Annotated in this window: 13 protein-coding genes; 3 read left to right on the top strand and 10 right to left on the bottom strand. The window is 59.5% G+C overall.

Annotated features, from left to right (window positions below):
- Positions 1 to 66: 66 nt before the first annotated feature.
- The 8 genes from PHA81_RS13235 to PHA81_RS13270 form a co-directional block, all read right to left on the bottom strand.
- Positions 67 to 492 (bottom strand): hypothetical protein, encoded by a 426-nt coding sequence (locus tag PHA81_RS13235; RefSeq protein WP_006078507.1) that lies wholly within the window; start codon positions 490 to 492, stop codon positions 67 to 69.
- A gap of 119 nt (positions 493 to 611) precedes the next feature.
- Positions 612 to 2402: a hypothetical protein gene (locus tag PHA81_RS13240; protein ID WP_273837063.1), complete on the bottom strand. Its 1791-nt coding sequence runs from the start codon at positions 2400 to 2402 to the stop codon at positions 612 to 614.
- Between the two features lie 83 nt (positions 2403 to 2485).
- Complete coding sequence (locus tag PHA81_RS13245) at positions 2486 to 3595, bottom strand: hypothetical protein (protein WP_273837064.1); 1110 nt, start codon at positions 3593 to 3595, stop codon at positions 2486 to 2488.
- A 104-nt stretch (positions 3596 to 3699) separates the two neighbouring features.
- Positions 3700 to 4629 (bottom strand): hypothetical protein, encoded by a 930-nt coding sequence (locus tag PHA81_RS13250; RefSeq protein WP_273837066.1) that lies wholly within the window; start codon positions 4627 to 4629, stop codon positions 3700 to 3702.
- Between the two features lie 62 nt (positions 4630 to 4691).
- On the bottom strand, positions 4692 to 5156 hold the full coding sequence (locus tag PHA81_RS13255) for a metal-dependent hydrolase (RefSeq protein ID WP_273837068.1): 465 nt from the start codon (positions 5154 to 5156) through the stop codon (positions 4692 to 4694).
- 110 nt (positions 5157 to 5266) lie between these two features.
- The gene (locus PHA81_RS13260; protein WP_273837069.1) at positions 5267 to 5824 is read right to left on the bottom strand and encodes a PH domain-containing protein; all 558 of its coding nucleotides are present in this window, start codon (positions 5822 to 5824) and stop codon (positions 5267 to 5269) included.
- A 95-nt stretch (positions 5825 to 5919) separates the two neighbouring features.
- Positions 5920 to 6915 carry a hypothetical protein gene (locus PHA81_RS13265; RefSeq protein ID WP_273837071.1) on the bottom strand — a complete coding sequence of 332 codons (996 nt, stop codon included), beginning with the start codon at positions 6913 to 6915 and terminating at the stop codon, positions 5920 to 5922.
- 63 nt (positions 6916 to 6978) lie between these two features.
- The gene (locus tag PHA81_RS13270; RefSeq protein ID WP_273837073.1) at positions 6979 to 9513 is read right to left on the bottom strand and encodes a hypothetical protein; all 2535 of its coding nucleotides are present in this window, start codon (positions 9511 to 9513) and stop codon (positions 6979 to 6981) included.
- Positions 9514 to 10120: 607 nt separating this feature from the next.
- Between PHA81_RS13270 and PHA81_RS13275 the strand changes: the two genes are divergently transcribed.
- Together PHA81_RS13275 and PHA81_RS13280 are read left to right on the top strand one after the other, a co-directional pair.
- Positions 10121 to 10495 carry a DUF6516 family protein gene (locus tag PHA81_RS13275; RefSeq protein WP_273837075.1) on the top strand — a complete coding sequence of 125 codons (375 nt, stop codon included), beginning with the start codon at positions 10121 to 10123 and terminating at the stop codon, positions 10493 to 10495.
- Complete coding sequence (locus PHA81_RS13280; RefSeq protein WP_273837078.1) at positions 10492 to 10944, top strand: helix-turn-helix domain-containing protein; 453 nt, start codon at positions 10492 to 10494, stop codon at positions 10942 to 10944. The genes PHA81_RS13275 and PHA81_RS13280 overlap by 4 nt, the downstream gene beginning before the upstream one ends.
- A 221-nt stretch (positions 10945 to 11165) precedes the next feature.
- On the opposite strand, the gene PHA81_RS13285 is transcribed toward PHA81_RS13280, so the two are convergent.
- Positions 11166 to 12008, bottom strand: coding sequence for a geranylgeranylglycerol-phosphate geranylgeranyltransferase (locus PHA81_RS13285; RefSeq protein WP_273837081.1), 843 nt, complete (start codon positions 12006 to 12008; stop codon positions 11166 to 11168).
- A 274-nt stretch (positions 12009 to 12282) separates the two neighbouring features.
- Positions 12283 to 12666 carry a hypothetical protein gene (locus tag PHA81_RS13290; RefSeq protein WP_273837083.1) on the bottom strand — a complete coding sequence of 128 codons (384 nt, stop codon included), beginning with the start codon at positions 12664 to 12666 and terminating at the stop codon, positions 12283 to 12285.
- Between the two features lie 333 nt (positions 12667 to 12999).
- Between PHA81_RS13290 and PHA81_RS13295 the strand changes: the two genes are divergently transcribed.
- Positions 13000 to 13575: a TATA-box-binding protein gene (locus PHA81_RS13295; protein ID WP_273837084.1), complete on the top strand. Its 576-nt coding sequence runs from the start codon at positions 13000 to 13002 to the stop codon at positions 13573 to 13575.
- The last annotated feature ends 191 nt before the right edge of the window (positions 13576 to 13766 follow it).

The following is a 13766-nucleotide window of genomic DNA, read 5'->3' on the forward strand; positions in this document are numbered from 1 at the left end:
AGGGTGGTCCGCAATTGGTTGCGTGAGCGGTCGTGGCGACCGATCTGACCGATTGCACCGACCGGCTTACCCGAACAGACACCCGACGCCTGCATCGGCGAGACTCGTCCCGGTCTGCTCGGCGAGGAAGCCGACGAACTGCGGGAGCACGAGTCCGAAGATCACGATAATGATCCCGTAGAGCGCGTTCTGCCGACCTCCGGCCCCGCGACCGGCTCCGAACATACTCGCTGCGCCCTGAGCGATGAGATAGACGCCGCCGATCACGAGGACTCCCTGGATGAGTAGACCGCCCATACCCAGCAGCGCCGACCCGCCGGGCATATCGCAGATCCCCTGCTGGGCCGCTGCCGGTGAAACCAGGGTCACGGCCCCGATCATCATGATGAGCGCCGCCTGCGGCACGAATGGCACTACAGAATTTTTGAGCGTTTCCGTGAGCCTTGACTCGGTTTTTTCGCCGTCGTCGGTCGCCTGTTGGTTGCGCACCATATTGGCACGCGTCTGAAGGGTCTAGTAAAAAACTGTCTATGTCGCGGAAAAAATCTGACACATATTCTGATGTAGAAAAGCCGCTTCATGGCACTGTACGCGAGTAGTAGAGGGACGAATCAATTCTCAGTGAAGAATTTGATCGCGGCAGCGAGCAACCCGAAAGCGGCTGGTAGCGAGCTCGCGAGTAGTAGACTCAGCAACCCGGCTACCAGAAGGACGATGAACGGAACCGTCGCGATCGCGGCGGCTCCCTTGAACAACCCGCTCACGAACGAGGTGATTCCACCGACGACATAATCCACTGCCGATCCGACCGGTCCCGTGGTTCCTGCCGATTGGCAGTTGGTTCCGTAGGTGCAGCCGTTCGTCGACGCCCCCTGAATCGCGTTCGGTCCTGCGCCCTCGACCTTGACACAACTATTCGCCACTACTGACGCAGGCCGGTCCTGGATCTGGACTGCTGGCAAATTAGCGGAGGTTCCGGTGAATGTTGAATTAGCGACTTTCACGGCATATGGCGGCTTGGGCTTCACGCCATAGCCACTGCCGGGCGGCCTCGCGTTGACCGACGTTACTGCACTGGTTCCATTTACGAACCGGCAGTTGTTGATCGAGAGCGCCCCTGAGAATCCACGAATGAAGCAGAGAGAGCCCATGTTCTCGACGCTCCGGGCGACGAGCTCACAGTTTTCGAGCCGCCCGCCACCGGGCTTGTCGATGAAATCGGGCATTTCCGTTTTGACGCCGTTTGTGGCGAACTCTGCGAGGAACTCCGATGGTCGGGGGCCGTCGTACCGTTCCTTGTCTACACCGATGGTGCATCCGACTGCCCACGATCCTTTCCCAGCAAACCGAATCTGCGATACCTCGTTGTTGAAGTACGCCCCGTCGATGATGTGAAGGTCGCCGTGCGTCCGGCTGCCGTAGATCCCGTTGTCCGACCCGCCGGTAGACGCACACTGGACGAGCTCGACGAGTCCTCTGTTGGTTTTCCCGACCCAAAATCCAGGGACTCCACCGCTGTTTTTGTCGCCAGGGATTCCGTGATCGGTCATTATGAAACGCTGGACGCGAACGGCCCCCTCTGATGACCGCGCGATCGGCGTACAACCGGAGTGATTATTCGATTCTTGATTTCCCTGTCCGGTGGCACTTGTGTTGTCCTGAACGCCAATCACGCGAACGTCACGGACAAAGACGAATCCGCTCTCAGTTTCGGCGAGCAGCGAGGCACCGGCGACGTCGGCGGTCTGATCGAGAATGAAATTCCCGAATAGTCCTCGTTGAAGCGGGCCGAGAATCAACCGGGCCTGCGTATTCGGCGCTGCGGCGAAGCGCGGGGCGTTCTGTCCGGGTGGCTTTTTGCTGTTCTCGAATCCTTCACCGACCATTCCGAATGTGCCACCTGGACTGAGGTTCAGATCGCCATTGAGTAGGAACTCAGCACCTCTCGGAAGGATGATGAGCGTTCCCGACTCGGCCCCACTCTCTAAAGCACTATTAGCGGGTGTCTCGCCGGATGGATCGGCCCCGAGGTCGTCGACGGCGTTGACGACGGTATCAAAGTCCGAGGGCGAAGGAACAGCCTTCTGCTGTTGCACTCCATCGCGAAAGCGCCGCTCGGTTTCGGCGAGCGACCGGTACGCATCTCGGTGCGGGTGGCCCGGTGTCTCAAAGTTGCCGGGAGATACAATGTCGCCGTTATAGACTTCCAGGGGATTGTCCGATCGGAGCTCCTTGACGGCGGGCGGCACCTGACTCGGGTTCGCTCCGACCTTGCACGCTTCCATCGCTCCGGCTGCTCCCGCGCTCTCTGCGGTCGCGATTCCCGAACCAGCGTCGGTCGATAGCATCGCGGCGGTCCCGGCTGCGGCGAGCGAGGTTTTCAGGAACGCTCGCCGTTTCATCCGAGTCGGCGAGGGCTCGGCTTCCGAATCTGATTCGGGCGGCGACGGGGACGCGCTCTGAGTGCTCTGCGCGCTCTGAGCACTCATGATTTCACCTGATAGGCGATGAACCCGACGAATAGGATGAACGCAACTCCGATGAAAAAGTCGAATACTGGACCGTCCAAGAGGTCCGAAATCGTCCCGAAGATTCCCTGATTCGGGTCTACAACGCCGATCTCGACCGGCTGCCCGCCACTCGGATTCGTTGTGTTCTGCGGCGTCGTCTCTCCCTGACCGCTCCCGTTGACGCCAATACTCGCCCGATCAACGATCACCTCGGGGGACTCGCCTGATCGGTTGACGTACGCGCTATCCCTGAGCCCGTCCGACTGGTAGTAATCGTACTGCTGGTTGCCGTTCGTGTCCCGGTAGGGAACGGCGACAAGCGTCGAATTATCCCCGAGTCGCGAGCGATTGAGTGACCGACCGGGAACGTCGTACAATTCGATCGTGACCTGCTTTACCGATTCGTTCGGCTCGACGTATCGCCCGACTCCGATGATGCTGTCGACAGTATCGTTCTCCGGCGGGAGATAGCTGCTGTCGTGGATCGCGACGAACCCACCGTCAGGAAGCTTCGTCGACGCGACCGTGACTGTCGTTCCGTTGGTGGTCTGGTCGGTGAACCGAAGCGCTGCACTCGGGATCGCGGCGTTCTGTGTCCGCTCAACCAAGACGTAACCGGTGGAGAGAGCCGCCTGCTGTGGCTCATACACTGAATCGTTGCCGGTCGTGAACTGCTCGAAACGCTGGTTGCCGTTCGACTCTCGATAAGCGACTGCGCTGATGTTCTGCGATCCGTTTAGTCGCGATTGGTTGCTGTAGACGCCGGGAACGCCATTATCGACGGGAATCGTGAGATTCTGATAGCTGCCAGGTTCCAGATACTCCGAAACCGCGATCGCGCTCTCCTCGCGTTGCCCGGCGAGTGTGAGCGCATAGCCGTGTAGAACCACGTAGCCACCCTCGGGGAGCGTAGCCGACCGGACGGTGACGTTTGCGCCCGTAGCGACAGTCTGGCGCTGCATCGTCACGCTCACGCTGCCGTTGGTGCTCCCGGTGGTGTTCGCCGCCGTTGCGTTTCCTTCGGTAGTCGTCGTGTTCGCTGTCGTCTCCTGAGCTTGCACACCGGCGACCGCGAGCGGCCCCATGATCGCGATCGACCCGACCAAGACTGCCGCGATGAGCACGGCGAGCGTCCTTCTCGATCTCGACCGGGCGGTGCTCGGCTCCGTCGTGGTGGCGGTGTGGGCGTTCATTGGCTTTTAGCGTAAAGTGCGACCGCGAGCCCGCCGATAATCACAAGTAGCGGGCCGAAATCGCTGGCTGCGTTCGGGATCGCCTCAAGATCAACTCCGCTGCCCTGGTTGGGATTCAGTTTGAGGCCTTCGCCCGGAGTGGTTGTCTCGGTCCCGTTGTCGGTGCTGGCCGGGGTCTGCGTTTGATTCGGGACGAACCCATCCATGAGCCCCTCCGACCCGTTTTCTGTTGTGATTCGCTGCTCGACGTCGATCCGGGCACCGGCGACGGCTGGGCGGCTACCGTCAATCAGGTAGCTCACGTCCTGCGCGCCGGTCGTGGCGAGTGCGTCGTACTGCTGGTTGTCGTTAGTGTCGAGGACCGCTTGCACGTACATCGTGGTCGGCGCTCGCAACCTCGATTGCTCGAATGAGCGCCCGGCGACGTCGAACAGCCGAATCTGCACCCGACTGTACGACGTATCTGGTGCGATATACTCGCTGATGCCGATCACGCTGCCGAGTCCGTTCCGGGGATAGTTCCGATCATGAACAACCAGGAACCCACCGTCGGGAAGCCGGGGCTCGCGAACGGTGATACTCGTCCCGTTCGTCGTTTGATTGGGGAACGCGAATCGGACGCTCGACGGACTATCGGGGGTCGCTATCCCCGACTCGTTGACCGCGACCGGAGTGGTCGTCGACGTCGTATTCTTCTCGTTGCTGTTCGACGTCGGGACGGTTGTCGTGTTGTTCGTCGTCGTGGTGCTGTTCGCTGCGCTGACGGTGCTCACGTTGCTGCTGTCCGTGGCGACCGTATCGGTGAGGGATTCGTTCGACGAGTTGTTGATCGGCGCTGACTGTTGCTGTACGCCGACAGAATCGGCGGCGACGACTCCGGCGATACCCCCGATCGTCGCGACGAGTACGATGCCGACTACCAGCACCCGAAACGGGGCGCTCCGATCTAGACGCGATTGCGACTCAGGACTCGAGGATGTAATTCGTGTCATGGAGGTAGGGCTCCCCGGAAGGATAGCCAGAACACGCCGATCGCCGCTGCTGTTCCGGCGAGCAACAGCAGGCCGTTCGCGATCGGGTTCTTCGCCGTGGTGAGCGACAGGCTAAACGATCGGTCTGAGAGCGGCCAGAGTGGGCGAATCCCCATCGGGGTCAGAACGTCGCCTATCAGGTGTGCCAGGATCGCGAACGTCCCGACGGTGAACCAGAACAGCCCAAAGAACACTTCATCAACTGCTGATCGAGAGCTCGCGACGTCGGCTCCGATCCCCGAATAGCCGTTCCCCGTGAGCCATTCGCCGACGAGCACGAACGCTCGATCACCGGCGAACCATCCGACCGCACTGAGGACCATCCCCACGAGTACGGCGAAGCCGATCGTATGGCTGAATCCTCGGTGTTTCAGGAATGGGACTCGCTGATCGCGGTCGGGGATCGGCTCGACGACGAACATGATCGCGCCACCGAGGACGGCCAGCGCCGGTCTATCAGCTGCGAATAGAATGAACGCGAGCGGGGCATACAACAGCAACCAGATTCCCAGGTGGCCCGGTCGATACATCACTACGTTGCTTGTGTGCTTTCTTGGGCGGGCTGGTTGCGACTCCCGGTGCTCATCTCATTCAGTCGGTTGGTGACGATTCGGTTGACCTTCCGAGGCCCGTGAATACCCCACAGATTAAGCTCGACGTTGGCTGTCCCGGCGGTATCGAGTTGCACCGTCCCAAATGACAGAAGCCGCTCGACGACCGACTGATTGCATGAAGTGTTCTGAATCTGCTCCATGCGCACTTGGTCGATATTCCGCGAGAGAATACCGCTCCGGTGGAATACCTGCTCGGTCGTGATGGCGTAAAGGTGGGTTCGGTACTGTAGGTAGGTGACTGCAAGCACTCCGATCCCCGCGATGACTAAGACCACCGACACCCCGAGGATTGTCACCGGGATCGACGCGGGAAGGCTCACCCCGATGATCGGGAGCGCTGCGGCGGCAGCAATCAAGATCGCACCGGTCAGATAGGTGGGAATGTAGGTCCACATACTCTGATGGCCCGACCATAGCAACTCCTCGTTGTCGCTGAGGTGCATCCATTCGGGGACCTCTGGTTCGGATTCGCTCATTGGATCGGCCCTCGATCGCGACAGGCCGTGCTCCTCGAATCGGGGACTCTATTCGGCGTTTCTCTCGTGAATTGGGTTTGCTGGTGCATGGTTCTCTAAGTGATTTTCAGGTAGAGGTAGACCCCGACGAGCACTGCGGCGAGCACGAGCAACTCAAGCATCTGCGGACCACTGCTTGCACTCGCGTTCGCGTTCCCGCCGCTGCTCTCGGTGTCGCTCTGTAGGCTCTCGCGGGCCGACTCGTTGATCGAGACGTTCGCTTGCGAAATCAGTGCGCTCGACCCGTTGGGCCTATACGGTGTGTCGTTCGCCCCCTCTGACGCTGCGTACTCGAACGTCTGGTTGTTGTTCGTGTCCCGATAGGGGGCGGCGATCAACGTGGTGTTCTCGTCGATCGTCTCATTGAGCTCGACGGTGATGTTCTGGTGTACCCCTGGATCGAGGTAGCCTGAGATACCCTGGATGCTGTCGATCGTTTGGTTCTTCGGCGGGAGTAGCGCCGACCCGTGGATCACGACGAATCCACCGTCGGGAACAGTCACCGATCGGACGGTGACGTTCGTCCCGGCGGTCGACTGGTTACGGAGTGCGACCGTGCTGTTGTTTGCGAACGACGTCGCGTTCTGAATCTGGATGGTGGCACGATCGGTGACTGCCGATCCGTTCGACGAGTAAGCCGTATCCTGAAACCCCTGCGAACGCCGCACATCGAACATCTGATTGTCGTTCGTGTCGCGCGCCGCCTTTGCGATCACCGTCTGATTGTGCGAAATCGGTCTATTCAGAACCACCTCAAGATCCCGATGGATACCGGCGTCGAGATAGTCGGTAACGCCGATAATACTCCCGACAGTCTCGTTCTGCGGCGGCGTGAGGCTCTCGTTGTGGACTGAAATGAACCCGCCTTCGGGGAGCGTGACCGATTCGACTGTGACCGTCGTTCCGTTTGAGGTCTGATTATCGAGAGCGATCGTGCTGTTGTTGCCCGCCTGCGCACTCGCCGCTGGTGCGGTGGCGATCATGCCGACGCTGAATAGCAGCGCAACGACGGCGATCGCCCGAAAGGACGTCTGTTCTCCGGTCAGGTTCATTCTGGATAGCGGGTATAGGGTGGATAGTAGCGGTGCTCGATGACTGAGGCTCCTATACCGGTCCTATGTGGGCGATTTGGTGACGGTCGCTTTCACACCCTCATTCTCGGGGGTACTGGCCGTTTCGTTGGAATCCTCCGCTGGATCATTGGTCGCGGCGGTGTCGCTGGTACTGGTGTTTTGCTCGGCGCTCTCCGCCTCGGCGACGTCAGCTGTCTCACTGGCGAGAATACCGCCGTCGTCGGATTCGTTCTCGTCGCTCGATCCGTTGCTGGTCGTGGTCGTGGTGGTGGTGGTGGTGTCGTTCCCGTCGCCCGGCCCGCCGCCGGGTGGTTCGGGTAGGAGTCCGACGGCGATCGACACCTCCGCCGAGTCACTGGCGATCTGACCCTCTGCGTCGAGCGCCCCTGTGTCGACGCCGGGATCATACTGTCCGTTACCGTTGGAATCACGCACGACGACCACGGTTACGCGCTCATTGACACTCGCTTCGGCGAACTGTAGATCGACCTGTACGCTCTCGGTGGTGCCGGGCGAGAGACGGCGCGAGGTCCCGATCCGGTCGTCCGGGCGATCGACTTCGCCGAAGTTCGCCGCGTCGTAGGCAACCAGGAACCCACCGTTGCTGTCCGACGGAAGCGTGACCGACTCGGCGACCACGCGCAAGGCGTCTTCTAAGGACTGATCGTTGAACAGCACTTCCGCGCTGGTTGCGCCCTCTGGCGGCTCTTCCGTTGTAGTGGTGGTCGGCGGTTCGGTCGTGGTGGTCGTCGTTGTAGTGGTCGGCTCGGTCGTGGTGGTTGTCGGTGGCTGAGTCGTCGGTTCGTCGGTTTCCGGCGGCTCGGTTGTTGGCTCGTCCGTCTCGGGCGGCTCCGTGGTTGGTGGCTGAGTCGTCGGTTCGTCCGTCTCGGGTGCTTCTGTTGTAGTGGTCGTCGTTGTAGTGGTGGTCGGCGGTTCGGTCGTGGTGGTCGTTGTTGTAGTGGTCGTCGGCGGCTGAGTTGTCGGCTCGTCGGTTTCCGGTGGCTCGGTCGTTGGCTCGTCCGTCTCAGGTGCTTCTGTTGTAGTGGTCGGCTTGGTCGTCGGTTCGTCCGTCTCAGGCAGTTCCGGCTCCGTGGTAGGGGTCGAACCGTCCCCGTCGTCGGTTTCGGGGGGTTCGGTCGTCGGCGTCTGATCGCCCCCGTCGTCGCTGTCGTCGCCGTCGTCGCCGTCGTTGCTCTCGTCGGTTGTAGTAGGCAGCTCAGTCGGTGGCTCACTATCGCCGCTGTCGTCCGGGGGCGTCTCGGTCGGGGTACTTCCACCGTCGTTGTCGGCACTCTCCGTCGTCGTCGGTTCCGGCGTCGACGGGTCGGGTAGATCGTCGCCGGATTGGGCCTGCTCGTCCTCACTCGGTGCGTCTGAACTTTCCCCGCTCGTCGACGTATCTGGCGTACTCGTGGTCGGGTCCGTTTCTGCGCTGCTGGTGGTTGTCTCCGGGGGCTCCGGCGTCGGGGTCGGCGTTAGCGTCGGGGTTGGCTGAGGTTGCACAACGACCGTCGTCTCGGTCGTGGTCGGTGTGCTCGATCTAGTCATCTCCTCGCCCGTCGCGGTATCCGGGGCGGGTGAGCTCGTACTCTCGGCCTCGGGTTCGGATTCGCTTGCGGTGGTCGTCCCCGTCTCGCGGCTGTCGGTCACGCTCGTCTTGCTCGACGTCGCCGTACTGGTCGTTGCATCCTCAGTCGGCGGAAGTTCGACGCGAAGGGTGTAGGTCCCACCGGGCTCGAACGTGCGGGTGTCGGCGTCGACAAACTCCTGCTCGCTCTCATTCTCGGGGCTCCACACCGGTCCCGGTTTCTCGTAGCTTGCGAGCGTGAGCGTCACGGGATCGCACCCCTCGTCGATGGTGAAGCTCACGCGCGCGGTTCCGGTACTGTTCACAACGATTGCGGAGCTCTGGACACACTCAGCGAGTGACTCGTTGGTAGTAAACTCGCCGTTAGACGACCGTTTGAGAGGGTTCTCAGTGCTACCGTGAGCGTACCGGATCAACCGATCGGGCGTATAGTAGCCCTCGGGTCCTCGAAGGTTCTTGATCGACTCACCCTGCACAAAGTCGATCTGGTAGTGGGTTTCTCCCTGTTCGGACGTTTTCGCCTTTCCGTTCCCTCCGGCGCTGGCGTTCGGGCTCCGGTCGCTAGTGGTTGACGTCGAGGACGATGGGTTCTGCTGAGAGGTCAACTGCATCGCTCGAAGCATTCGACTACTGACCGTCTTCGGGTCCTCTGAGCCGTCGGTCCCGACCTCGACCGTTGCGACGTGGCTTTTGACCTTGGTCACGCGAATGCTGCTCGCGTCGATCCGATCGTGATCGGCGGCTCGCGTAAGCGATCGTTCCAGATAGCTTCTCTTGAGCTCGCCCGTAAACTCGATCGAGTACCTGAGCACGTTCCGCTGCTGCTCGATGAGTTGGATGTTCTGAACGCCCATCGCTCCCGCTCCATCACCCTCGATCTCGGTGGTGTCCGGCCCGGTCGCCGACTGCGAAAAGGGCATTGCCCCGATCCCGGCTGCCGATGTGACTACCGCCAAAACGATAAGCCATACTGCGCCCCTCTCTCTCATTGAATCAGGCGGCTGCCACCTCCGGCATAAGCCTGTCTCTGTCACGTCAAAGAAATTTAATTTCCTGGCTATAATCTCAAGTTTCGTTGATCGATTTCAGTGAACCGCCTCGGGGTCAAGCCCCGAGGCACTCGCCTTGTTTACTCTGAAGATTCTCTGAGAGTGTGATCGGCACGGTGGTGAACAGCGGAATCCACAGTTACGACGGCAGAAGCGGCATTGTTTAGTCAGACTCTCGTGAGTGGGTTTTGTGGAAAAATCAGCACGTGTGGCTCTGATTCTGATATCCGTCGGTTTTGTGCTGATCGGCGTTGGTCTTGCGATCGTTCTTCTCACTGTCTTGTGATGACAGGGATATATTCTCTCGACATCGGGGTGTTGCCGCTCCCTATCGACTGCTACGTTTCTTACCTAACGCTTAGATAGGGAGCACGTTCTACTGTTTGGTAAGAGAACCCGGCGGTGTAGCGGATCGCGGTGCGACCGCTGTCGGCGCTTACCTCCGTGGTTTCTGCTCCTCACGATAGATACTATCTCAAACTCTTGCATATCGTTGGTGCCGATACCAACGAGCTTAACACGTTGGCGACCGCACCAACGACAGAGGATGGCCGATGATGAGAGCCCCGAGGTGGTCTATGAGAAACGAAAGGTGGTGCGAGCGGGCGTACTCGTCCGGTACAAGTTCATCTACCCTACTGCTGTCGAACGATACCCGCCGGGCGCGTGTTACGCGCTTCACTACGGAGTCGCTGATCCGGCCGATCCGTCTGACGACACTGAGTGGCCTATCGGCCCGGAACAGGGCACAATGCTGCGCTACGACAACGACCACGGCGACGGAAGCCATCACCGACACGTTGGGGCCAATCTCGACTCCGAATACGAGTTCCCAGGGTCAGTCGCAGCGGTCTACGACCGATTCTTTCGTGAGACAGGAATCGAACCGTTCGGCCCATCACCGGAGGACTACGACATATGACTGAGAACGACACCGAGAACGGACGCGAACAAGAAAGTAAGGAGCACGCCGGGACGTATCCCGACTCCGTGCCCGAGGAGTGGGCGCGGACGCTGCGTGTTACTGTCGAGTCCGACGAACAAAGCGACGAAAGCGGCACCGATCATCCGACGCTTTCGTTTCCGGATGTAGACACCGCGACAGCGGTCTTTACCGACTCGACGCTTGGGCTCTTGCGGGCACTGAACGTTCATGAGCCATCGAGTATCCGCGAAGCAGCACGGCTGGTCGACCGAGACAAGAAAAACGTCTACGATCAGCTTCGGAAGCTGGCTGCCTACGGTGTTGTCGAGTTCGTTGAAGAGGGGAACGCAAAACGGCCGATCGTCGCCTACGATGAGATCGTTTTCGACTTTGCCGTTTCACTTGATTCTGAAGAGGACCAGACTGACGAACCTGCTGCCGCTTGAAAACAAAACTCTCAGCCAGTCGAGTTAGCGCACAGTTCGTCACTCAATCGTCGCTTGATCACTCGTGTTCGTGAGCACTTGATCAACTCGATTCGCTCTTAACTTGATCTTCGGCAGATTTTCCATCTATATCTCAAACCATCCTGAATCTGATAAAATTTCATATGCAAACAGAATACGCGTTGCAAGTGAAATTACCGTCTTCTACTGTCTGTGGCTGCTTATCCGATTATCGTCGTTGCCCGACCTACAACAAACGCTACAGCAGCGAGGTACATCGAGTATTTGAGGTGCGATTGTCCGGCTGTCGGGTTTCTGAACCCCTCGTACACGCTGTAGAGCATCAAGAGGTCACACGGGATCACGAGGACCAGATAGGCGATTCCGAACGTCCCTCGAATGAACGGCACTGGGCTTGCGAGCACCGCGAGCGCTAGAACGACCGCTGCGAGGATGAGCGACGTGCGATCACCGACCACGATCGGGAGTGTCCTCAGCCCCTCCTCCCGGTCGCCCTCCATGTCTTCGACGTCTTTTACGATCTCACGAGCGACTGTCGAGAGCGCTGCGAGCGCGAACAATACCAGGACTGCCACCGTGACTGAGCCGACCGCTGCTGCACCGAACAGAAACGCGCTCCCCGTGAGATAGCCGACGACTATGTTCCCGAGTCCTGAGAACCCTTTGAACAACTTAGTGTAGGCAACCAGCGCGAACAGGTTGACACCCGCGATCACGATGGCGAGTACTGGGAGTAGCAGCACAAGCGCGACCGCGATCGCGAATAGCACGATGCTGAATCCGAGCGCCTCGCGCGGCGTCACTGCCCCGCGTGGAATCGCCCGGTCGGGCTGGTTGATCCGATCGATCTCGCGGTCGAAATAGTCGTTGATCGACATCCCCGCTCCCGTCGCGGCGATTGTCGCGCCGACTGCTGCACCGATCATCACGGGATCGGCGAACGCATCCGCGACGAACGCGCCAATGAACGTGAGAAACCCAGCAGCGATCGCGTTCCCTGGTCGGATGAGTTCGACGAATCCCCGCGTCCGATCACCTACCATCGCTTACAGACTCGCTCTCGTCAGACAGATTCGGCGCTTCGTCGTCTGCCCGCTTGCCAAAACGCCAGTACGGACTGGAATCATGGTGTAGAACGACCGGCATACGCCCAATTGAGACTTCCCCCGTCACGCTGCACCTGGTACTCGTAGGGACCGTGCGGGCACCCGCTACAGTCGTTCCCACCCGGAATCATCACTTCCACCTGCGTGCTGTTCCCCCTGTCCGTATCGACGTTGATCACTTCGCCGTCAATGTCGAGTTCGCTTTCAGTAATCATGAGTCCACCCGTCCGATGTACTCCCACTTCAGGTTCTTTCCCTGCCGCTTCACCCGATATTCGTAGGGCCCGTGCGGACAGCCGTTACAGTCCTTTCCGCAAGGGATTTTCTTGATCACCTGCGTCCCGCCGGACCCGTCGTCGCCTCCGTCGCCACCGTCCTCGTTCACCTCGACGAGCTCCTCGTCGTCGTCGACCTCTATTGGGCGCTCGTCGCGATAGTCGGCGAGTTGCTCGCACCACGTGGCGATTTGCCGAAGGATCGTCGTGTCCTGACGCTCGACACCCTCTCGTACGTACTCGGGTATGATTGCTGGCGCTACCGGCTTCCCGCCGTCGGTAACTGCCTGCGCATTCCGATCCTGGTCTGTCCGTTTCATGGGTTGGTCCCGCCGGCTGTCGTTGCCAGCCGTTCTTACCTAACACTCAGACACCCCTGCCGGAAGAATGTTTGGTAAGATTGAATCCCCCTCCTCCGACGCTGGCCGTCTGCCGATCGAGGATCTCACTTATCTGCCACTACCAATTTATTACCCGAGGTTTAAGATGGAGATCTCCATAGGCCAGTTCTGGGAGTGACATTAGTTGATTTCCCTTACCGGATGCAACAGCGGAGAATCGCTCTTGATGAGTGATGCCCACTCTCTCGGGAGCAGCAGACTCTTCGTCAAGAAACCACGCATCCTCTTACCGGAACACGTCATCGCTCAAAAATGACCCTCAAAGATACTGTTGAGGATCCGGTAACGACACTCGAAACTCAGAACGTCGTCGCTTCGTCGGGGATCGGCCAAGAAATCGATCTCGAATCGGTTGCGATGGATCTCACAGGTGCGGACTTTGACCCCGGACAGTTTCCGGGATTGATCTATCGACCGGCCGATGCGACAGCGACGTGTCTGCTCTTCCGATCAGGGAAGATCACGTGTACGGGAGCAGGGAGCATCGAGGAGGCCCATGAGACAGTCCATGTGGCCGTGGATGCACTGGCAGAGCTCGGAATCGATGTCGGGACACCTGAGGTAACGGTCCAAAATATCGTGTCAGGTGCTGACCTGGGCGAAAGGTTGAACCTGAATGCAATTGCGATAGGACTAGGGCTCGAATCTGTCGAGTATGAACCCGAACAGTTTCCTGGTCTGGTCTATCGGCTTGACGATCCAGATGTCGTCGCACTTCTGTTCGGCTCGGGGAAAATGGTGATCACAGGGGCGAAGATTCACGACAACGCCGAAGCAGCCTTGGAAGAGATCATCAGGCGTCTGAACGATTTGGGATTGGCGGGCTGATCTTCACTCTCTTGATGCAGGTGTATGTGGTCTACTTGTGAATCAGATGGGGGTACCCGAAACGGATGTTACTCGTGCTTAGAGAGCTAAGGACGAGTAACTATGAGTAGGAGGTTCAACCGGTCAACTCCGAACCGAAGCTACTGATTCGAACTCCATCGGTTCGAATTCACTGATTGCTTCAAAGACTA

The organism is Halococcus sp. PRR34, assembly GCF_028617175.1.
Taxonomy (GTDB): domain Archaea; phylum Halobacteriota; class Halobacteria; order Halobacteriales; family Halococcaceae; genus Halococcus; species Halococcus salifodinae.

Bases quoted from the DNA above. Each gene is read 5' to 3' on its own strand.
- PHA81_RS13235 (WP_006078507.1), bottom strand. From the start codon at position 492: ATGGTGCGCAACCAACAGGCGACCGACGACGGCGAAAAAACCGAGTCA.
- PHA81_RS13240 (WP_273837063.1), bottom strand. From the start codon at position 2,402: ATGAAACGGCGAGCGTTCCTGAAAACCTCGCTCGCCGCAGCCGGGACC.
- PHA81_RS13245 (WP_273837064.1), bottom strand. From the start codon at position 3,595: ATGGGGCCGCTCGCGGTCGCCGGTGTGCAAGCTCAGGAGACGACAGCG.
- PHA81_RS13255 (WP_273837068.1), bottom strand. From the start codon at position 5,156: ATGTTCGTCGTCGAGCCGATCCCCGACCGCGATCAGCGAGTCCCATTC.
- PHA81_RS13260 (WP_273837069.1), bottom strand. From the start codon at position 5,824: ATGAGCGAATCCGAACCAGAGGTCCCCGAATGGATGCACCTCAGCGAC.
- PHA81_RS13265 (WP_273837071.1), bottom strand. From the start codon at position 6,915: ATGAACCTGACCGGAGAACAGACGTCCTTTCGGGCGATCGCCGTCGTT.
- PHA81_RS13270 (WP_273837073.1), bottom strand. From the start codon at position 9,513: ATGAGAGAGAGGGGCGCAGTATGGCTTATCGTTTTGGCGGTAGTCACA.
- PHA81_RS13275 (WP_273837075.1), top strand. From the start codon at position 10,121: ATGGCCGATGATGAGAGCCCCGAGGTGGTCTATGAGAAACGAAAGGTG.
- PHA81_RS13280 (WP_273837078.1), top strand. From the start codon at position 10,492: ATGACTGAGAACGACACCGAGAACGGACGCGAACAAGAAAGTAAGGAG.
- PHA81_RS13285 (WP_273837081.1), bottom strand. From the start codon at position 12,008: ATGGTAGGTGATCGGACGCGGGGATTCGTCGAACTCATCCGACCAGGG.
- PHA81_RS13290 (WP_273837083.1), bottom strand. From the start codon at position 12,666: ATGAAACGGACAGACCAGGATCGGAATGCGCAGGCAGTTACCGACGGC.
- PHA81_RS13295 (WP_273837084.1), top strand. From the start codon at position 13,000: ATGACCCTCAAAGATACTGTTGAGGATCCGGTAACGACACTCGAAACT.